We start from the raw sequence: 20,134 nt of genomic DNA, 5'->3' as shown, positions 1-20,134 counted from the left end.
GGAGAAGCTGCGCGAACCCCAATGCCCAATAAACAATAAATCCTGATACGCTGGTAATTAAGGCACAACTTCCATAAGAAAAATACTATCGTATCAATGAATTACCTTGTTGCAGTACTACCAGACCGTATCCAAGCTGAGTCTGCTTACTTAGCTTTAGAAGAAGAAGGCATAAATAGCACAATTTTGGGTAGAGGGTATAAAACTGCCGACGAGTTTGGTTTAATTGACCCCAACGCTCAAGCTAAAAAACAAGCGCAACTCATGTCCTACTGGCTAGTACCATTTGGCTTTTTTGCTGGTTTTACCTTTAGTCTGAGTACGGGTTTAGACACCTTCGCCTGGGCTGGTGAAATTGGTAATCACGTCGTCGGCGGGCTGTTGGGTGCTGCTAGTGGTGCTATGGGTAGCGTATTTGTTGGCGGGGGAATTGGCTTAGTCGTGGGTAGTGGTGATGCTTTACCCTACCGTAATCGTTTAGATGCTGGTAAGTATCTGGTTGTAGTTCAGGGTTCTGAAGCTCTCTCTCGACAAGCCACGCGCATATTACGTCAGTTTGAACCTGAAAATATTCAAGGTTACGCTGACACCACTACTCTGTATTAAATGAATCATACTTTACATTTTAAGAATGTTACCACGAGAAGAATTATTAAAGGGTGTTGAAAATCGAGATAGTCTAGCTCGTGTAATTGACCAAGCAGAACAAGCAATTAAAACTTGGGAAGTGGTGATGACAGATTTTCTGTCACCTCCAGAATTGGCAGAAATGCAACGGGTGTTTAGTCGGTTAACAGACGTGCAACTATTGGCTTGGGGTGGATATCCGCAAGCTGAACGCCAAAGAGTTGCGATCGCCCGTTCTGAGTTACCTTTAGATCAATCTCAAGTTAGCTTGGTAGCAATAGAAATAGCTGGAAATTTCTTATTTGATTCAGCGACACACCGCGACTTTCTCGGTGCAATGCTAGGTACAGGTATTGTCAGAGAGAAAACTGGGGACATTATTGTTTTAGGTGAACGCGGCGCGCAAGCAATCGTTGTACCAGAGTTGGCAGAATTTTTGACAATGAGTCTACAGCAGGTGCGTTCTGTTCCTGTCAAAACCCAGGCGATTGATTTGAGTGAGTTAAAAATTCGCGAACCAAAGAAGAAAGAATTAACGACAGTAGAAGCTTCCTTAAGGTTAGATGCGATCGCCTCGGCTGGTTTTGGGATGTCTCGTAGTAAAATGGTAGACTTCATTGATTCTGGCGACGTGCGGGTAAATTGGAAAGAAGTTACTCAAGCCAGTTCTCATGTTAAATCTGGTGACTTAATCGCCATTCGCGGTAAAGGACGCTTAGAAGTTGGGGAAATTGCTGTCACAAAAAAAGAACGCTACCGCGTTCAATTAACAAGATATATGTAAATTTTCTCAGTCCCGATAACTAGTAGCCCCAGGCGCATTGGGATCGCGATAACGGGTTGGCTCGTCGTGCTGTTTTCTACCAGCTAACCCAGCTAAACCTAATAGACCAATTAAACCCAGCCAACCCCAATCAAAATCATTACGCTGAGTATAAGTAGTTGTTCTAGGAACATTATCTACTCTAGGATCAGTATTGACTTGAGCTTGTGCAGGTAGACTTAAAGGCAAAATGGCTGTACTTAAAGTCAGAAAGCCAGCCCCAATAACTGCGGTGAAGTCACGTTTCATGGTAGCATTTCCTTATTAGCTTCCAAAGTTACCCACCACTGTAACGATTCCCGAATTGAACAGAATCAATCTACGGCTATAGACTAGGTGTTTACTTAACTCACGCTGAAGATATATACTCCTGTTCCTACTTTAATAATTTTTCATTGCTCGTTGAATATCACGTTGATCTTGGCGGCGTTTGAGGTCTTCTCGCTTATCATGGAGCTTTTTACCTTTACCGAGGGCAATACTAATTTTGACCCAGCCCCGTTTCAGATACATCTTCAAGGGTACTAATGTCAAACCTTGCTGTTCTACTTTACCGATCAGTTTCCGAAGTTCCTGACGATGTAGTAGCAGCTTGCGAGTACGGCGTGGTTCGTGATTAAAATACTGACCACTAGCGTTGTAAGGAGAAATATGCACGTTAATTAGCCATGCTTCCCCATCACGAAGCAAAGCATAACCATCTTGGAGGTTCACTTTACCCGCACGGATTGATTTGACCTCAGTTCCCGTCAATTGAATCCCAGCTTCAAAGGTTTCTAGGATTTCATATAAATAGCGGGCTTGCCGATTATCACAGATAACTTTGTAACTTTCGCTCTTATCGCTCATTGAAAATTGTTCTTCCGTTGATTAATTTATCTTAGGGTGATTAATAGGTGGGCATTGTGCTAGTCTGTGAAGAATTGCAACATTTACTGCGGTTTTATATTGTTGGGGGTCTTAAATAAGTTTAAATTTGTTAATCTTTTTATGGATTTAAGATTTTCTTTATAAATCACCCCTAAGACAGTCATTAGCTAGTGATCCTGTCATATTATGAAACATAAGAACACTATTGTAACGCGTGTTCTTATATAGAGCTTATAGAAGGAAATTTCTGAGTAAAAATGCTAGGGGTGTACTTTCCATGCCCTTGACGATCCTTGTGGTGGATGACGATTTGGGCACTCGTCTATCTATTAGTGATTATCTTGAACTGTCAGGCTATACAGTAATTACGGCCAATGACGGACAGGAAGCTTTGGCAATGGTAGAAGAATACCAGCCAGATTTAATCGTTACTGATATTGTCATGCCACGTATGAATGGGTATGAATTAGTACGTCGGGTACGTCAAAAACCCAAATTTCGCTTATTACCCGTAATTTTATTAACAGCCCGTACCAAGACTCAAGAAAGAATTCTTGGTTATCAGTCTGGGTGTGACTTATACTTGCCCAAACCTTTTGAGCTAGAAGAGTTAGCAGCAGCCATTTGCAATCTGTTGGAGCGATCGCAAATTATTCAATCTGAGTACCGCTTTCCTCACAAAGACAGTTTAGCTAGTTCTGGCTCTACTAAAGTCATAGAGACTCATAATTCTATTTTGAGTCATTTTGAAGGATCGGGGCTACTCTCATCTTTGACTATCAGAGAACAGGAAGTCTTAGAACTTTTAACTCACGGTCTTTCTAATGCCGAAATGGGACTTCAGCTACACTTGAGTCCCAGAACTGTAGAAAAGTACGTCAGCAGCTTACTCAGGAAAACTGACACCAGTAACCGGGCTGAATTAGTGCGTTTTGCAATTAAGCATGGGCTTGTAGAGTAGAAGGGGACTGGGGGGCAGGGGTAGAAAAACTACTCCCCACCGGCTAAACGCCGCGCTACCGCTAACCGCACTCATTACTCATTACTCATTACTCATTACTCATTACTCATTACTCATTACTCATTACTCATTACTCATTACTCATTACTCATTACTCATTACTCATTACTCATTACTCATTACTCATTACTCATTACTCATTACTCATTACTCATTACTCATTACTCATTACTCATTACTCATTACTCATTACTCATTACTCATTACTCATTACTCATTACTCATTACTCATTACTCATTACTCATTACTCATTACTCATTACTCATTACTCATTACTCATTACTCATTACTCATTACTCATTACTCATTACTCATTACTCATTACTCATTACTCATTACTCATTACTCATTACTCATTACTCATTACTCATTACTCATTACTCATTACTCATTACTCATTACTCATTACTCATTACTCATTACTCATTACTCATTACTCATTACTCATTACTCATTACTCATTACTCATTACTCATTACTCATTACTCAGCACTCACAATATGTTGTAATAGGCCTTCACAAGCATCAAGGAGTAAATCAATTACCTGATTAAAGCCTTCTGTGCCACCATAGTAGGGGTCTGGAACTTCCTTCAGGGTGTGTTGAGAACAAAATTCACACATCAGTTTCACTTTATGGTGATATTGTCCAGTAGAATCAAGAGCAATAATGTTGTCATAGTTATCTCGATCCATAGCCAAAATCAGATCAAATTCCTGAAAGTCTGATTTTTGCAGTTGTCTAGCTTGACCTAGCAGCTTAATTCCTAATTTTGTTGAGGCTGCGGCACTCATGCGGCGATCGGGTGGACTGCCAATGTGATAGCTAGATGTACCGGCCGAATCACAAAGGATGCGATCGCTTAATTCGGCTCGATCAATCAAATAATTCATGATATTCTCTGCCGATGGTGAACGGCAGATGTTCCCCAAGCAGACAAACAATAGTTTATAATTCATAATTCGTAATGTGCTGCGCCCCGCTACGCTAACTCAAGTCGTAATTCTGTAATAGGAATGTATTTGCAGAATCTGAAGACTTATTCCTAAAGATGTATATAAGATTTTACTATATAAAATTATCTCAAAAGTCAGTAGTTCATAGTCCATAGTCCACAAAGATTTTGACGAATGAATCTTGTACAGGCGCGATTAATCGCGCCTGTACTAATGACTAATGACAAATCGCTAAAACCCAGGTAGTTCTAGCCCACTGGTCAGTTCTTCCATGCGTTCGCGCATGGTTGCTGTAGACTTTTCGTAGGCACTTTTCATGGCTACTGTCACCAAGTCAGAAAGCATTTCTGGCCCTTGTGCTAAAGCATCGGGAGAAATTTCTACCCGCTTGGGTTCTTGGTTACCACTGACAATTACCTTAACTAGTCCACCACCAGCCTCTCCCAGAATTTCCATTTGCTCCAATTCTTCTTGGAGTCGCTTTGCACCCTCTTGAACTTGTTGTGCTTTTTTGAACGCTTCGGCTAGTTCTTTCATTTTGCCTAAGCCAAAGCCAAATCCTTGTCCTTTCTCTGCCATAACTAAATTATCCGTGTGTGCTTTGAATAACAAATCAAATTCAATTATAGAGGCGGCCGGGAATTTGCCTCTTTTTTTACTAATATTTAATGGGCATAGGGAATTGGGCAGAAAAAGTCAAAATAATTTTTCTTGTCTCCCCAGTCCCCAATCCCCAGTCCCCAGTCCCCAGTCCCCAATCCCCAATCCCCAATCCCCAGTCCCTCAAGCAACAGCTTGAAATTCACCCATCATTTTGACTTCTGGTTCTAACCATATTGACCAGCTTTCTTGGACTGTGTGCTGGATATGGCGAATCAGGTTAAAAATATCGTTGGCTTTTGCTCCACCACGGTTAACAATAAAATTGGCATGGAGATGAGCTACTTGTGCGCCACCAATTTGATAGCCTTTTAAACCTGTGTGTTCGATTAACCACCCAGCCGTGTAAGGAGTAGGATTACGGAACACACTGCCACAACTGGGGAAGTTGTAGGGTTGGGTACTCAGCCGATGCTGTTTGTGTTGTTTGGTGATGGCTACAACCTGGGCGGGGTCAGCTCCTGGTTTGAGTTGTAAGGTGGCTTGAGTGATGATGCGATCGCTACCTTGTAGTAATGAAGTGCGGTAGGTGTAACCTAAGTCAGCAGGTGTGAGAGTTTCTATTGTGCCATCGGGGGAGAGGACTTCAACACTAACTAACATATCTGCGATGCAGCTGCTGTGCGCGCCGGCGTTCATCACTACTGCACCTCCCAGAGTTCCGGGGATACCGACAGCCCATTCTAAACCTTGCCAGCCTAGTTGTGCTGCTGCCCATGCCAAACTGGGAATTGATTCTCCTGCCGCGACGGTTAATTGACCTGTGACGGGATCAAAGTGGCTGTAGCGTAGATGGCGAGTACCAATCACTAGACCATCTAGACCGCGATCGCTCACTAACAGATTAGAGCCTGCGCCGAGGGTGGTTACTCTTAAATTATGTTCTTGTGCATACTTGATGCTGGCTTGCAATGCTTCGATGTTTCTTGGTGCAACATACCATTCCGCAGCCCCACCAACTCGATAGGAAGTATATGCAGATAACAAAGCTTGGGACTTGATTTCGCAATTAGTACCTGGTAAGTAAATGACTTTACCTTTACTTAAATCATTTTTGTCCTGTTTTTCTACTGTAGAAGCAGGAACTGTGCAGGCGTTTCCAGCTGCCTGGGAAATTTTCATCTTTAGATCAATAAATTGTGAAATTTTTACATTTATCTGCTGCATGAGTACAGCAATAGAGTCAATTGATCAAACTCTTGCTCAAGCGACACTTTTATGATGTGGCTGTAGCCAGCTCACAAAGTGTGGTAATAATTTCAGGAATCGCCTGATTTAAATTACCTGCACCTAAAAATAGTGCCAAGTCTCCACTCCGTAGAGTTTGCAGTAGAAACTCATTCACCGCAGGTAAAGTTGCTTGATAAACTACCTGGGGATGTTCTTTAGATACAGCTTCTGCTAACTGCTCTCCACTGATTTGCCCTAAATTGGGTTCGCCAGCACTGTAAATATCAGTTAGTACCACTAGATCGGCATGGGTGAAGGACTGAGCAAATTCTGCTAAAAAGGTTAATGTCCGACTATAGCGATGGGGCTGGAATATCGCCACTACTCTCTGTCCTGGTCTGGCTTGTAGCTTTGCCGCAGCTAGGGTTGCCCGAATTTCACTAGGATGATGAGCGTAGTCATCGATAAAAGTAATACCATCAACTTCGCCGCGAAACTCAAAGCGTCGTCTAGCACCTTCAAAGGTGGCGATACCTTTGGCGATCGCTCCAAATTCTAAGCCCAACATCCGCCCAACGGCTACACCAGCTAGAGCATTACTCAAGTTATGGTGTCCCAACAAGCGCAGATTCAGCACTCCCAAGGCTTTGCCTTTTTCCCAGACTAAAGCAGCAGTTCCGTGGGCATGATAGTCAATGTTAGTAACTGTGTAGTCAGCGTTTGTCTCTGGATCTAGACTGTAGGTGATTGTAGGTTTGAGGCGATCGCTGGAGGCGTTGCGTAGCAACTCGCGTACTGTGGCGCAATCAATGCTACCCACTAAGGTTTTACAACCCTGGGCAAACTTTTGGAAGGTTTCAACTACTTCCTCTAATGTGTCGTAATGGTCAGGATGATCTAATTCAATATTAGTAATAATGCCAATTTCTGGAGCGTGTTTTACCAACGAACCATCAGATTCATCTGCTTCCGCTACTAAATAGCGACTCTGTCCCAACCTAGCATTGCCTTCCCAAGCATTTACTTCACCACCCACGATGATGGTAGGATCTAAACCAGCTTCTAGTAACATATAACCAATCATGCTACTAGTGGTAGTTTTACCGTGAGTTCCGGCTACAGCAATACTGTGGTGTTCGGCAATCAAGGCTGCTAAGACATCTGAACGATGCCAAATTGGACAACCTAATTCCAGAGCTGCTTTATACTCTAAGTTGTTGGCATGAATTGCTGTTGAACAAATAACTTGCGGCAGATTTGAGTTGATAGCAGGAACTTGATCTGATGAATTTAATTCTAATTCCTTAACTCCTACCCCCGGACTAAAGAATTCGAGATTACTAGCCTCTTGTCTACTAAAAATATATGTCCCGATAGATTCCAATTTACGCGTAATATGATTCGGACGCAAATCAGAACCTGATACTGGCAATTGACGTTTTGCTAGCACGTATGCCAAAGCAGACATACCTATACCACCGATACCAATAAAATGAAATGGTCTACCGCCAAAATCTACAACATTATTCATTGATTGCTCCTCTTAAACACCACACCACACCATAAGTCACCAATAACACGCGTATCATAACAGGATTTTGATTTTTACTGTAAATACTCCTATATCTTTTTCATGGTGAATATTCTCTGGCATTTTTATTATGTTTTTGTTGCTTGAGAAAGATTTTACCTTGGTTAGAGGTTTTCGCTATTTCAAAACTGTTTTTAAGATTATTCAGGAAATTTTCGTTACATCGGGACAGAAATTCTTGTAATTTGACATACATATTTTCCGATTCCTTACTTACTACTAGATACATTAAGTACATTCTTAGCGAAACTACTTTTAATATTTCATCAAGCTCAGGCATGAATTGATGAAGATATTGATTCATAATGAAAATGGTTCTCAGTTGTACCTAAACCAGGCATAACCAGATGAGACAACTGGCAATTTTTGGTGGCACATTTGATCCCATTCATTGGGGACATTTACTGATAGCTGAGACAGCTTTAAATCAAGTATCGATAGAACAGGTAATTTGGACTCCGTCCTTTCATCCTCCTCACAAAAAAGCGGCTGAGTTTGAGCATCGCCTAGCAATGCTGCAATTAGCTACAAGAGAGAACTCGGCATTTACAGTTTCACTGACAGAGGTAAATCGCGGCGGGAATTCCTATGCTATTGATACATTGATCAATTTATCTGCTCTTTACCCCAATACTCACTGGTACTGGATTGCAGGTTTAGATACTTTCCAAACCTTACCTCGTTGGTATCGTAGACATGAACTAGCAACAATGTGTGATTGGTTAATCGCACCTAGATTGCTAAGTGGTGAGAATATAGCTCAAAGTGAATCAATCTGCAAGCAGGTGGAGAAACAACTGGAAAAGCAGTTAGTAACTATTCGCTGGCAAATCTTGCATACACCATTAGTGAGAGTTTCGTCAAGTCTAATTCGTAACTTGTGTCGAGAGCGGAAATTAATTAGTCATTTAGTGCCAGAAGAGGTCAGATACTACATTACTGCCCACAACCTCTACTCAGATGAATCTGAATAAAATATGTTTTTTTTTATCGATCCAACACTTTAAGGTTATAAATAATCCCCCCCTTTGCGATATGATTGGGGTCAAAGATATCAACTTATAGGCATATATACAGAGGGCAAGATACTGTGATTAGAGTCGCAATAAATGGTTTCGGGCGTATCGGACGTAATTTCGCACGTTGTTGGCTAGGACGGGAAAATAGCAATATTGACCTAGTAGCTGTTAATGACACATCAGATCCTAGAACTAATGCACACCTCCTGAAGTATGATTCCATGCTTGGGAAGTTAAAGGATGTTGACATTACCGCCGATGACAACTCTATCACCGTTAATGGCAAGACCATTAAATGCGTGTCTGATCGCAACCCAGAAAACTTGCCCTGGAAAGAATGGGGAATTGACTTAATTATCGAAGCCACTGGGGTATTTACCAGCAAAGAAGGTGCATTGAAGCACGTTAATGCTGGTGCAAAGAAGGTTCTCATTACTGCCCCCGGTAAAAACGAGGACGGTACATTTGTAATTGGTGTGAATCATCATGATTATGACCACAACATACATCATGTTATTAGTAACGCCAGCTGTACAACCAACTGCCTCGCTCCCATCGCCAAGGTGTTGAATGACAAATTCGGCATCATCAAAGGTACGATGACTACCACTCACAGCTACACAGGTGATCAGCGATTGCTAGACGCTTCTCACCGCGATCTACGCCGCGCAAGGGCAGCAGCCATCAACATTGTTCCCACCTCCACCGGTGCGGCAAAAGCAGTGGCACTAGTAATTCCAGACCTTAAAGGTAAGCTGAATGGTGTAGCATTACGCGTACCTACCCCGAACGTCTCAATGGTAGATTTCGTAGTTCAGGTTGAGAAGCGTACTATTACTGAAGAAGTCAACCAAGCCCTCAAAGATGCGGCTGAAGGTCCACTCAAGGGCATTTTAGACTACAGTGAACTACTCTTGGTATCTTCTGATTATCAAGGTAGCGATGCTTCTTCTATCGTTGATGCTAACTTGACTCTGGTTATGGGTAATGACATGGTTAAAGTCATGGCTTGGTATGACAACGAGTGGGGTTACAGCCAACGCGTTCTAGATTTGGCTGAACTAGTAGCTGCAAAGTGGGTCTAATAAATTCAAAATTCAAAATTCAAAATTCAAAATGACGCTCTTTACCAGACGCTGCGCTAACAAAATTCAACATTAAAAGGTTGATAAATTTGGATTTGTAATTGGATTTTGAACTGTTGACTATTGACTAAAATGTTGAAATCCTTGACTGAGGCTGAGAACTCGGTCAGGGATTTTTTCATCTTGATGCTTGAGTATGACTTGGGAATGAGATGTAATAGTGCCGATGATGGCTGCACTGTTATCTAACATCTGTATGAGAGTTTTTGCCAATGCTGGTGGTAGACACAGCACTAGTTCAAAGTCTTCACCACCGTACAAAGCATATTCTAGGGCTTGCTCTGGAGTTAACCAGTGAGAAAAAGCTGTTGGTAGAGGAATTTGCTCACTGTCTAATATTGCACCAACTCCACTGGCACGACAAATTTGTAAGATAGCATCTGCTAAACCATCGCTGCTATCCATACCAGCAAGGGGCAAAGGGGAATTTGATTCTAAAATTTGCCAGAGGAGGGGTAAGACATCTAATCGTGGCTGGGGACGCTGGTGGGCTGTGATTAGAGCGGTCTTTTCTGCTGGGGTGAGGTTATGACCTAATTCGGGGTTTAACAGTAATTGTAAGCCCGCGTGAGATGCACCATGAACACCTGTGACAACGATCGCATCCCCGACTTTGGCGGTAGAACGGCGGATAATGTTCTGGGGGTGAACTTGGCCAAAGGCGGTGATTGAAACTGTAGTGATAGGCGATCGCACCACATCCCCGCCGACAATTGGGGTATTGTATTGTTGCAGGCATTCTGTCATTCCCTGGTATAAGCTTTCCACCCAACTCACGCTTAAATCACCAGGAAGTCCCAGTCCAACAGTAATTCCCAAGGGAAAAGCACCCATTGCTGCCAAATCTGACAAATTAGCCGCCGCAGCACGCCAACCTGCATCTTCTGGGGAGGTGGTGACATGACTAAAATGCACACCGTCAACTAGCATATCTGTGGTGACAACTAAAGATTGCTCTGGTGCTGTCACCAATACCGCCGCATCATCGCCAATAATTTCTGGTGGACAGAAACGCTGTAATTTTTCTAGAAGGCCTTGTTCGCCAATATCTTTAACTTTCATCATTAGTTGGGGATTGGGGATTGGGGATTGGGGATTGGGGATTGGGGACTGGGGACTGGGGACTGGGAACTGGGATTGAATCTAAAATCTAAAATCCAAAATCTAAAATTCTTACCCTTATACTCTTACACCCCTATACTCTTACACCCCTATACCCCTATACCCCTATACCCTTACACCCCTATACCCTTACACCCCTACACCCTTACACCCCTATCTCTCTAAGTTAGGATAATGGTATCGTCTAGGGGTCGTTTGGGATGCTCACTTCACCAGTAACAAATCTCACATTTGAAGATTACTTAAATTATGATGATGGCAGTGGTTTTCACTATGAACTAGTGGATGGCAGGCTGGAATTAATGAACCCCCCTACAATTCAACATTTCTTGATTGTCGATTTTTTAGACACCGCATTCAAAGCAGATATTAAGCGATTGGATTTACCTTGGTTAACTTTTCGGGAAGCTGGGGTAAGGATAGGAAGAAATAAGTCTAGGTTAAGTGATTTGTGTGTGGTGACGCAGGAACAAGCAAGAGAATTAATCAATGTATCAGCAGTTTTTGAGACACCACCATTAATGATTGTAGAGGTAGTTAGCCCAGATTCCATCAAGCGTGACTATCGTTATAAACGGTCTGAATATGCGGCGGTGGAAGTGCCAGAATATTGGATTGTAGACCCGTTAGAAGAGAAAATTTCTGTACTGTTGCTGGAAGAAGGACTGTATGAAGAGACAGTATATACAGGTAATCAGAAAATTATATCGCGGACTTTTGGAGAAATGGCTGTTACAGTTGCAGAGATTTTTAATGCGAGTAATTTGTGAAGACAAAAATTAAAGTAAATTTTTGATCACTTCCAAAATTTATGGACAATTAGCACTTCTATATTTAGTTTGTAACTGGCTGAAAAAATATTTTTGGAGAAATATGAAAAGTTAGCCCGCATTTCTCACCAACAGTAGGGGCGGGTTCACAAATATGCTCGAATCATTCACGAATATTTCGCTCAAAGAACCCCTACCGACTCTGGACTGAGGTGGCCATAATTGGTGAGAAATCCGGGTTAGGATTTAGATTATTTGAAAATTAATCAAATACTGTTTTAGATTTTGGAGCATCTCCAAAATCTAAAATTGCTTACGCTGCTGTTGGCTCTATTAGATTTTCTTCACCCTGAACTATGGTAGCTGATTCAATTTTGTCACCAGCTTTGAGGATATCCAAAATTTCTCTGCCTTCAGTGAGGTAGCCAAAAACTGAGTAACGACCATCTAATAGGTTACGTCCGGCTGGTGTAAGTTCTGGTTCAAACAAGAAAAAGAAGACTTGGGAAGAACCGCCATTAACTTCGCCTTCGGGACGAGCCATAGCTAATGCACCAAAGGAAGAGAAAGGTAACACTGGCATATCAAGATAACGACCAGCATCTTCTAATGTAATGCCGTAGGTTGGTTTTTTGTCACCTTCTACCAGAATTTCTAAAGGAATAGCGCGATATTGTCCTGTTTTGGGGTCAATAAAACCCTGTTCTTTTCCTGCTGGATCTCCGGTTTGTAGAACGTAAGATTCTTCAGAACGGGTAAATTCTAAGCCGTTGTAAAAACCACGTTTGACTAAATCAACGAAGTTACCAGCCGTGACAGGTGCGCTATAGCCATCTACAACCACGGTTAAATCGCCTTTATTAGTTTTAAAGGCAATTGTGGCACGACCTTTAAGTTGTGGGAGGTTGCTGTACTCTTCTGGAACTTCAAATGGGTATTCCTTGACCATTGACTCTTCTAATAGAGAAACCAAATTCAGCAGTTTTGCTCTCTCTTCGAGCATTTGTTCTTTGTCTTTGGTTTGAGTCAGTTCTTTACTTTTTTCCACGCCAGACTTTAATTCAGTCAGCCAAGCTTCTGCTTGAGGTTGGCGTTCTTCCGGAACACTTGCTAGGATTTGTGAAGGTTTATCAAGAATGCGGGATGCTTTACTCAGGTCTTTAGAGACAGCACCCCATCGCCGATTTGCACGCAGTTGAGTAGAGATATCTTCTAGACTGGCTTGCAATTGACGTACTGGCTTATTATCTATCGGGAGTGCATACCGTAATAGAGCTTTGCCGTCAGTGATTGCGTTTCCAGATGGCAAAGCGGCGTTACTGGAAGGAGTCCAGCTAGCTGTATTTATGCCTAAAAATATTGTTACCAACAGTATTGCCATGAGGCTGTTCTTCAGCCAGGATTTTAATAAATTCAACATGGTATGGCTCAAATGCGTAACTCATGACTTATCTTCCCATAGATGAGTGCTGAGTGCTGTTAGCGGTAGCGCGGCGTTTAGCCGGTGTTGAGTGGTGGGTGCTGTTAACGGTAGCGGGGCGTTTAGCCGATGTTGAGTTCTGAGGGCAAAAAAGTAGAGGGGTAGAGAAGAATAAATACTTTATAAGCAATGACCAATGACGATTGACTATATAACTATTGACTAATTACCTAATTACTACCCTGGAAGGGTACAATAAATGCCGATTGTCTTCCACGATTTAAAAGCTTCATGATTTCCAGTAACGATTTTCGACCCGGCGTATCAATTGTATTAGATGGGTCTGTATGGCGAGTGATTGATTTCCTTCACGTTAAGCCAGGTAAGGGTTCTGCCTTTGTACGGACAACACTTAAAAGTGTCCAAACCGGCAAGGTTTTGGAAAAAACTTTTCGGGCGGGGGAAAGTGTGCCACAGGCCACTCTTGAAAAAATCACGATGCAGCATACCTATAAAGAGGGCGATGAGTTCGTCTTTATGGATATGGAAACTTACGAAGAAGGTAGATTGAGTGCTGCTCAAATTGGCGATCGCGTCAAGTATCTCAAGGAAGGTATGGAAGTGAACGTGATTCGTTGGGGTGAGCAAGTTCTAGAAGTAGAACTGCCTAACTCTGTAGTTTTAGAGGTGACGCAAACAGATCCAGGTGTGAAAGGTGACACTGCTACAGGTGGCACTAAACCGGCGACTGTGGAAACCGGGGCAACTGTGATGGTTCCTTTGTTTATTACCCAAGGAGAACGCATCAAAATTGATACCCGTGATGATAAATACATAGGCAGGGAATAAGTTTGCTTTCATTCTTGAGGCAATCCCGATTTCAATCCCTCCAGGGGGATTAAATCCCTGCCAAACTTAAAATTCTTATTTACGGACAGGTCGAGGTAAAAAAAACTGTGCCATTGGACTTTAATGAAATTCGCCAACTATTGGCAACTATTGCAGAAACTGATATTGCAGAAGTAACGCTTAAAAGTGATGAATTTGAATTAACAGTACGTAAAGCTGTTAATGTGAGTAATCACGTTGTGTCCATGCCATCGGTGCAAACGATCGCACAGCCATCAATACCAATTTCCGCAACGGAGATTGATAATCGTGTTGCTGACCATGCGGTAACTAATTCTGGCGCACACTCAGGGGGGAGTTCTCCGCCAATTATTGACCAGAAATTTGTAGAAGTGCCTTCCCCAATGGTGGGGACATTTTACCGCGCTCCTGCCCCTGGAGAAGCGGCGTTTGTAGAAGTAGGCGATCGCGTCCGTAAAGGTCAAACAGTCTGCATCATCGAAGCTATGAAGCTGATGAATGAAATCGAGGTTGAGGTTTCTGGGCAAGTCGTGGAAATTCTCATCCAAAATGGTGAACCGGTGGAATATAACCAACCTTTGATGAGAATTAACCCCGATTAGGTATTAATCTATATAACAAGTGAGTCATTATTCTTAATGAATTAATGAATCATTGTTAACATTTGGAGTTCTGCGGGTTAATCCTGATGAAACAAGCGTTGCCTGTACCGCCAGAAGTAGTGCAACAAGTAGCCGAATACTTCAGTCTCTTAAGCGAGCCGATGCGTCTGCGCCTGTTGCACTTATTGCGGGATGAAGAAAAATGTGTCCAAGAATTGGTAGAAGCAACACACACTTCACAGGCAAACGTGTCCAAACACCTGAAAGTAATGTGGCAAGCGGGGATTCTTAGCCGCCGCAGTGAAGGGACTTGCGCTTACTACAGGGTGGAAGACGAGATGATTTTTGAATTATGTAATCGGGTTTGCGATCGCCTGGCCACAAGGCTAGAGCAGCAAGCCCGTAATTTTAGGGTGCTTAGTAATAAGAATTAGGGACTGGGGACAAATCAAGTCAAAAGTCAAAAGTCAAAAGTCAAAATTAACAAAATGTAGGGGTTTAAATCCCCGGCTTCTATCAAGCCGCAAGTGTTGTGGCGGGGTCTAAATCCCCGTTACAACACGGAAAAAGCGTAAAGCCTGCGGCATAGCTGCGCTTAGAGCGGAGCGGGACGTTAGTCCATTGCGAATTGCGTTAGCGGAGCGGGACGTTAGTCCATTGCGAATTGCGAATTGCGAATTGCGAATTGTTTTACAGTGGATACTCTTTGTTAAAGCTTTTACGGGTCATGGGTTGTTCTATCTCTACACCTTCACCGCCTAAAACCTCTAATGGTTTGCCGTTGACCTCAATATACACTTTGGCGTTGGGGTTTAATGTTGTGGCGGTATAAACTACTTGACCTACACGACCTATCATAGAGGTACTGCCACCACCACTAGTAAAGTCTTGAGATAAATTGACATGGATTTCATCCTTATTTTCCACTTTTAGCCCTAATAACTTAGTTTCTGCGGGAATGGTGGTGGCATTTGTGCCTTCAGTGGGGCCTGCTAACAAACTTTGAAAAGCCTGCTCTAAAACTTGGTTGGGTTGAACCGCAGCTATTTTAATAGGCTGAGGAACTAATTCCATGCTTTTTTCAGTGGTTTTGAGCCAATAAACATTAGCTGTTTGCTCATTACCTGGCTGTGCATTGTATGGCTGCTGGATTTTTTGCGATGGCGTTGGTTGTGTAGGAGAATTGGTGTTACCTGTTAACCAAGCTACACCGCCACCAACTGCTATAACTGCGGCGGAGACTGCTGCAATAACACCTGAAGATATACGTTTTCCTTGTTGGTCGTTCATTTTTAAAACCTTCCTGACTGGGGGCTGAGTATAGTCTGTTTGTGGAGAGCAGCCTGGTTAGCGACGATAGTTAAAACTATAGAGTTTCCAAAAATCTAAATGATAGCTCTGTAAATTTAAATGTGGGGCTTTTTGATGTATCGTGGTGTACGTAGTTTATGGTAGCTACTTGACAACTCAATAAGTAATCTATATCCCCATTTACTCTAAAATTTAATTGGTGTAATTAACTCCATCTAGCTTTATTCTAAACTCGTTTTTATTTTTCATTTTATAATTTATTTTTCTAATCCGTCACCTGCCCAATTAGATAAATCGATAAATCTCATCTCTTAGCCAGATGTTGAACAGTAGACCTCTTGCAAAAGTCAAAAAATGAGATGTGTCATTCTGAATGAAATGTATAATCTTTGAGATGTTTCGCTTCGCTCAACATGACAGCTTCAGCATTTATGCAAGAGGTCTAGTTTGGTGAAGAACCCAGAGGAAGGATAATATTTACTACTCTGCGTCCTGGGGATTTAATTGTTAGTCTCTGTTGCTGCTTTGATCCACTGTTTCAGGGTAGCGACAACTTCCTCTATGGGAATTTCTTGGGCTTTACGCGTGGCTCTTTCTACAACTTCAACTTTGCCGTTGGTAATTGCTCGTCCGGTAACAATTCTATAAGGTATGCCAATTAAATCAGCATCTTTAAATTTTACTCCGGCTCTTTCATTGCGGTCATCTAATAATGTTTCTACTCCTGATTGATTCAGTTCCGTGTAAAGTTTTTCCGCAATTTCTACTTGTTGAGCGTCATTGATGTTAGGAATGGTGACGATCGCCTGATAAGGTGCGATCGCTACTGGCCAAATGATGCCATCTTTATCGTAGGATTGCTCTACGGCTGACTGGGCTAAACGGGATACACCGACACCGTAACAACCCATAACTAAAGGTTTTTCTTCACCCTGTTCATTAGTATAGGTTGCGCCCATTGCTTGGGAGTATTTTGTGCCTAATTGGAAGATGTGACCGACTTCAATTCCTCTAGCACTTTTTAAGATTTGTTGCGGGTCATGAAGGGCGCGATCGCCTGGTCTAGCTTTGCGGATATCGACTACACTTATTGGTAGTTGAAATTGCTCACCCCAATTTGCACCCACGACGTGATAGCCGCTTTCATTTGCACCAGTAATGAAGTTTTTTAACTCAACGGCGGTTTGATCAACTAACCGGACAAATTTAGGATGAATTTGTTTGTTTGCAGCAATATACTCATCAGCAATATCAGGCGCAATGTAGCCTAAAGGTAAAGATTTAGCTGCCCAAGTTTGCTGTGTTTCTGCACTGGGAACAGTTAAAGCAATAATCGCTTTTGCACCGTAATTAGGGGCTAATTTCGTTAATTCGTTCTGTAATTTGACTTCGTTGACTTCTTGATCACCGCGAATATTTACCAGTACCAAAACCGTTAAGCCGTTATCATAAGCTGTTTGGTAAAGAACGTTTTTTACTACTTGTGTAGAAGCAGCCTTGAGGAATTTACAAACTGTTTCAATTGTTTCTGTTCCCGGTGTTTCCCGTTTTTCATAGGTAGTAAACGGCGAAGGTTCAGCGTCAGCAGGTAAAGAAACGGCTTTTTCGACGTTAGCAGCGTATTTACCATCTTCGGTGTAGAGAACTTCATCTTCGCCGGCTTCCGCCAACACCATAAATTCTGTTGAACCAGAACCACCAATTGCACCAGAATCAGCTTCTACGGGACGGAAAGCCAAACCAGAACGCCGCAGCATATTGCTGTAGGCTTGGTACATATCTTGGTAAGTTTCTTTCAGGCTATCTTCATCGGCGTGGAAAGAATAGCCATCCTTCATGATAAATTCCCGACCGCGCATTAAACCGAAGCGGGGGCGAATTTCATCACGGAACTTAGTTTGTATTTGGTAGAGATGCTGGGGTAGCTGACGGTAAGAGCGAATCATATCACGAGCGATCGCAGTAATCACTTCCTCGTGCGTCGGCCCTAATCCTAATTGTTGTTCACGGCGGTCAATCAGGGAAAACATAATTCCCTCAGCCTTGGTGTAAGTATCCCAGCGTCCCGACTCCTTCCATAACTCAGACGGCTGGAGTTGGGGAAGTAAACATTCCTGTGCGCCTGTAGCGTTCATTTCTTCCCGCACAATCTGAGAAACCTTTTGCAGTACGCGCCACATCAAAGGCATATAAGCATAAACACCGCTACCGATGCGACGAATGTAACCAGCACGCAGTAACAACTTATGGCTAGGAATCTCCGCATCAGCCGGATCATCCCGCAGTGTGACGAATAACATTTGTGACAGTCGCATCGTTTATTTTTTAACTCCTGATGGCAAAATCGCTAATTTCTGTATCAACTCAAGCATGAAGTATAAGGGTGTGGGGGTATAGGGGTGTGGGGGTATAGGGGTGTAAGGGTATAAGGGTGTAAGGGTATAAGGGTAAGAATTTTAGATTCAATCCCAGTCCCCAGTCCCCAACTCAAGCACGAAATATGAAGTATAAGGGTGTGGGGGTATAGGGGTGTGGGGGTATAAGGGTGTAAGGGTATAGGGGTGTAAGGGTATAAGGGTAAGAATTTTAGATTCAATCCCAGTCCCCAGTCCCCAGTCCCCAATCCCCAGTCCCCAGTCCCCAGTCCCCAGTCCCCAGTCCCCAATCCCCAATCCCCAATATCATGATTTACCAAGCACAACCACCTTTAGAATTTATCCCCCAGCTTTTAATCCTTTGTTGCTGCGGTGTGTTCACCTGTTTCTACCAACATGGATACGCACTCAAACTTCTATTACCCAAATTGAAGCAGAGAATGTAGAGGTTTTAGCAAATCTCTATCACCAGTTTCAAGAGGGGAAAATCCGCTTTTTACTTGCATTTCGCCATCCCAAAACCGAAGATCCTTTTGCTTTGGTGTATTTGCTTTCGCAACTTGTGCCAAAGGTAGCACGACAACAGGGTATAGCATTAAAACATCCAATTCATGCTCATTTTATCTACGATCGCGGTATTCCTCTCTGGGCGGGTGACTATGTTGGCTGGCTTGCGTCAAAATTGGGTGGGACTTCGATTCAACGGGGTAAGGCTGATTGGACGGGGTTACGTTCGGCGCGGGATTTGTTCGCCAATGGACAGTTCCCGATGTCAGCAGCACCAGAAGGCGCGACTAATGGACTTTCAGAAATCATCAGTCCCTTAGAACCAGGAATTGCTCAAATGGGTTTTTGGTGTGCTGAAGACTTGCAAAAGGCTGGACGCACCGAGCAAGTTTTAATTGTACCAGTCGGGATTAAATATAGTTATGTCGATGCACCCTGGAGTGCGATCGCTCAAATTTTAGATGACTTAGCAGTTACTAGCGGTTTACCTGTAAATACAACTGCACACAGCCAGATTCCAGATTTAGATTCAATGTATCCGCGTTTATTGACTTTGGCTGAACACTTGCTGTCTTTGATGGAACAGTTTTACACGCGTTTTTATCATCTCAAGTTGTCCGCAGTCCCAGAGGAAGTTACAGACCGTAATCAAGCCTTAGCATTCAGATTACAAGCTTTATTAAACGCAGCCTTAGAAATAGCGGAGCAGTATTTTAATTTACAACCAAAGGGACAAGTGAGCGATCGCTGTCGGCGGGTAGAGCAGGCTGGCTGGAACTATATATTTAGAGAAGAGTATAAGGATATCAAGGGATTATCTGCTGTTGAGAGAGCGTTAGGCGATCGCGTGGCGGAAGAAGCTAATGCTAGAATGTGGCACATGAGATTAGTAGAAAGTTTTGTGGCTGTTTCTGGTAACTACATCCGCGAAAAACCCACAGTAGAAAGATTTGCCGAAACTGTTTTAATCTTGTGGAAAATGATTGCTCAAATTAAAGGCGATAAATCTTTTCAGCGTCCAACCTTGGGTAAGGAACGGGTAAAATTAACGATTGGTGAACCAATTTCTGTATCGGAACGTTACCCAGTTTATAAAGAGAGTCGCTTAGGTGCGAGACAAGCTGTAGCAGATTTAACGAATGATTTACAAAAAGCGATGGAAAGTTTACTTTAAAGTTCGTAGTAAGGACTTTAGTCCTGATAAATGAGTAATGAGTAATGAGTAAATCCCATTACTTATTACTTAAAGACAATTGGAGTCGGGGATTTAAACC

At 42.7% G+C, this 20,134-nt stretch carries 20 protein-coding genes and 1 pseudogene; 10 read left to right on the top strand and 11 right to left on the bottom strand.

From position 1 onward, the window contains the following. Positions 1-96: 96 nt before the first annotated feature. Positions 97-606 (top strand): hypothetical protein, encoded by a 510-nt coding sequence (locus tag L6494_RS25740; protein ID WP_237990602.1) that lies wholly within the window; start codon positions 97-99, stop codon positions 604-606. Between the two features lie 25 nt (positions 607-631). Next, positions 632-1,411 carry a photosystem II S4 domain protein gene (locus L6494_RS25735; RefSeq protein ID WP_237990601.1) on the top strand — a complete coding sequence of 260 codons (780 nt, stop codon included), beginning with the start codon at positions 632-634 and terminating at the stop codon, positions 1,409-1,411. A gap of 6 nt (positions 1,412-1,417) precedes the next feature. Here L6494_RS25735 and L6494_RS25730 read toward each other — a convergent pair whose 3' ends face one another. Next, the gene (locus tag L6494_RS25730; protein WP_237990600.1) at positions 1,418-1,699 is read right to left on the bottom strand and encodes a WGxxGxxG family protein; all 282 of its coding nucleotides are present in this window, start codon (positions 1,697-1,699) and stop codon (positions 1,418-1,420) included. Between the two features lie 132 nt (positions 1,700-1,831). Continuing rightward, positions 1,832-2,299: an SsrA-binding protein SmpB gene (smpB, locus tag L6494_RS25725; RefSeq protein WP_237990599.1), complete on the bottom strand. Its 468-nt coding sequence runs from the start codon at positions 2,297-2,299 to the stop codon at positions 1,832-1,834. 298 nt (positions 2,300-2,597) lie between these two features. Here smpB and L6494_RS25720 point away from each other — a divergent pair, with 298 nt between their 5' ends. Next, positions 2,598-3,281 carry a response regulator transcription factor gene (locus tag L6494_RS25720; RefSeq protein ID WP_237990598.1) on the top strand — a complete coding sequence of 228 codons (684 nt, stop codon included), beginning with the start codon at positions 2,598-2,600 and terminating at the stop codon, positions 3,279-3,281. Between the two features lie 543 nt (positions 3,282-3,824). On the opposite strand, the gene L6494_RS25715 is transcribed toward L6494_RS25720, so the two are convergent. From L6494_RS25715 to L6494_RS25695, 5 genes are all read right to left on the bottom strand, one after another. Further along, positions 3,825-4,301, bottom strand: coding sequence for a low molecular weight protein-tyrosine-phosphatase (locus tag L6494_RS25715; RefSeq protein WP_237990597.1), 477 nt, complete (start codon positions 4,299-4,301; stop codon positions 3,825-3,827). 228 nt (positions 4,302-4,529) lie between these two features. Next, the gene (locus tag L6494_RS25710; protein WP_237990596.1) at positions 4,530-4,877 is read right to left on the bottom strand and encodes a YbaB/EbfC family nucleoid-associated protein; all 348 of its coding nucleotides are present in this window, start codon (positions 4,875-4,877) and stop codon (positions 4,530-4,532) included. A gap of 204 nt (positions 4,878-5,081) precedes the next feature. Continuing rightward, complete coding sequence (murB, locus tag L6494_RS25705) at positions 5,082-6,080, bottom strand: UDP-N-acetylmuramate dehydrogenase (protein WP_237990595.1); 999 nt, start codon at positions 6,078-6,080, stop codon at positions 5,082-5,084. A 94-nt stretch (positions 6,081-6,174) separates the two neighbouring features. Next, positions 6,175-7,659 carry a UDP-N-acetylmuramate--L-alanine ligase gene (gene murC, locus L6494_RS25700; protein WP_237990594.1) on the bottom strand — a complete coding sequence of 495 codons (1,485 nt, stop codon included), beginning with the start codon at positions 7,657-7,659 and terminating at the stop codon, positions 6,175-6,177. 100 nt (positions 7,660-7,759) lie between these two features. After that, the gene (locus L6494_RS25695) at positions 7,760-7,948 is read right to left on the bottom strand and encodes a hypothetical protein (RefSeq protein WP_237990593.1); all 189 of its coding nucleotides are present in this window, start codon (positions 7,946-7,948) and stop codon (positions 7,760-7,762) included. A gap of 118 nt (positions 7,949-8,066) precedes the next feature. On the opposite strand from L6494_RS25695, the gene nadD reads away from it, so the two are divergent. Both nadD and L6494_RS25685 read left to right on the top strand, forming a co-directional pair. Further along, positions 8,067-8,693 carry a nicotinate (nicotinamide) nucleotide adenylyltransferase gene (gene nadD / locus L6494_RS25690; protein ID WP_237990592.1) on the top strand — a complete coding sequence of 209 codons (627 nt, stop codon included), beginning with the start codon at positions 8,067-8,069 and terminating at the stop codon, positions 8,691-8,693. 116 nt (positions 8,694-8,809) lie between these two features. After that, a complete protein-coding gene (locus L6494_RS25685) occupies positions 8,810-9,823 on the top strand; it encodes a type I glyceraldehyde-3-phosphate dehydrogenase (protein WP_237990591.1) in 1,014 nt (337 codons plus the stop codon). Positions 9,824-9,943: 120 nt separating this feature from the next. On the opposite strand, the gene thiL is transcribed toward L6494_RS25685, so the two are convergent. After that, entirely contained in the window at positions 9,944-10,948 is a 1,005-nt protein-coding gene (gene thiL, locus L6494_RS25680; RefSeq protein ID WP_237990590.1) for a thiamine-phosphate kinase, read from the bottom strand. A 257-nt stretch (positions 10,949-11,205) separates the two neighbouring features. On the opposite strand from thiL, the gene L6494_RS25675 reads away from it, so the two are divergent. Next, complete coding sequence (locus L6494_RS25675; RefSeq protein ID WP_237990589.1) at positions 11,206-11,775, top strand: Uma2 family endonuclease; 570 nt, start codon at positions 11,206-11,208, stop codon at positions 11,773-11,775. 313 nt (positions 11,776-12,088) lie between these two features. Here L6494_RS25675 and L6494_RS25670 read toward each other — a convergent pair whose 3' ends face one another. After that, complete coding sequence (locus L6494_RS25670; protein WP_237990588.1) at positions 12,089-13,195, bottom strand: peptidylprolyl isomerase; 1,107 nt, start codon at positions 13,193-13,195, stop codon at positions 12,089-12,091. 291 nt (positions 13,196-13,486) lie between these two features. Here L6494_RS25670 and efp point away from each other — a divergent pair, with 291 nt between their 5' ends. The 3 genes from efp to L6494_RS25655 all read left to right on the top strand — a co-directional run bounded on the left by efp (position 13,487) and on the right by L6494_RS25655 (position 15,101). Then, positions 13,487-14,044: an elongation factor P gene (gene efp / locus L6494_RS25665; protein ID WP_237990587.1), complete on the top strand. Its 558-nt coding sequence runs from the start codon at positions 13,487-13,489 to the stop codon at positions 14,042-14,044. 107 nt (positions 14,045-14,151) lie between these two features. After that, complete coding sequence (accB, locus tag L6494_RS25660; protein WP_237990585.1) at positions 14,152-14,667, top strand: acetyl-CoA carboxylase biotin carboxyl carrier protein; 516 nt, start codon at positions 14,152-14,154, stop codon at positions 14,665-14,667. 86 nt (positions 14,668-14,753) lie between these two features. Next, positions 14,754-15,101 (top strand): ArsR/SmtB family transcription factor, encoded by a 348-nt coding sequence (locus L6494_RS25655; protein WP_237990583.1) that lies wholly within the window; start codon positions 14,754-14,756, stop codon positions 15,099-15,101. A 256-nt stretch (positions 15,102-15,357) separates the two neighbouring features. On the opposite strand, the gene L6494_RS25650 is transcribed toward L6494_RS25655, so the two are convergent. After that, complete coding sequence (locus tag L6494_RS25650; protein WP_237990581.1) at positions 15,358-15,957, bottom strand: GerMN domain-containing protein; 600 nt, start codon at positions 15,955-15,957, stop codon at positions 15,358-15,360. Positions 15,958-16,478: 521 nt separating this feature from the next. Then, positions 16,479-18,293 carry a proline--tRNA ligase gene (locus tag L6494_RS25645; RefSeq protein ID WP_237990579.1) on the bottom strand — a complete coding sequence of 605 codons (1,815 nt, stop codon included), beginning with the start codon at positions 18,291-18,293 and terminating at the stop codon, positions 16,479-16,481. Between the two features lie 368 nt (positions 18,294-18,661). Between L6494_RS25645 and L6494_RS25640 the strand changes: the two are divergent. Further along, a pseudogene (locus L6494_RS25640) lies at positions 18,662-20,034 on the top strand (1-acyl-sn-glycerol-3-phosphate acyltransferase). Positions 20,035-20,134: the final 100 nt, after the last annotated feature.

It is taken from the genome of Nostoc sp. UHCC 0870, assembly GCF_022063185.1.
In the GTDB taxonomy this organism is placed as follows: Bacteria; Cyanobacteriota; Cyanobacteriia; order Cyanobacteriales; family Nostocaceae; genus Trichormus.
Note: the sequence above shows the minus strand (reverse complement) of the source record. Positions and strands in the feature narration are given on the sequence as shown.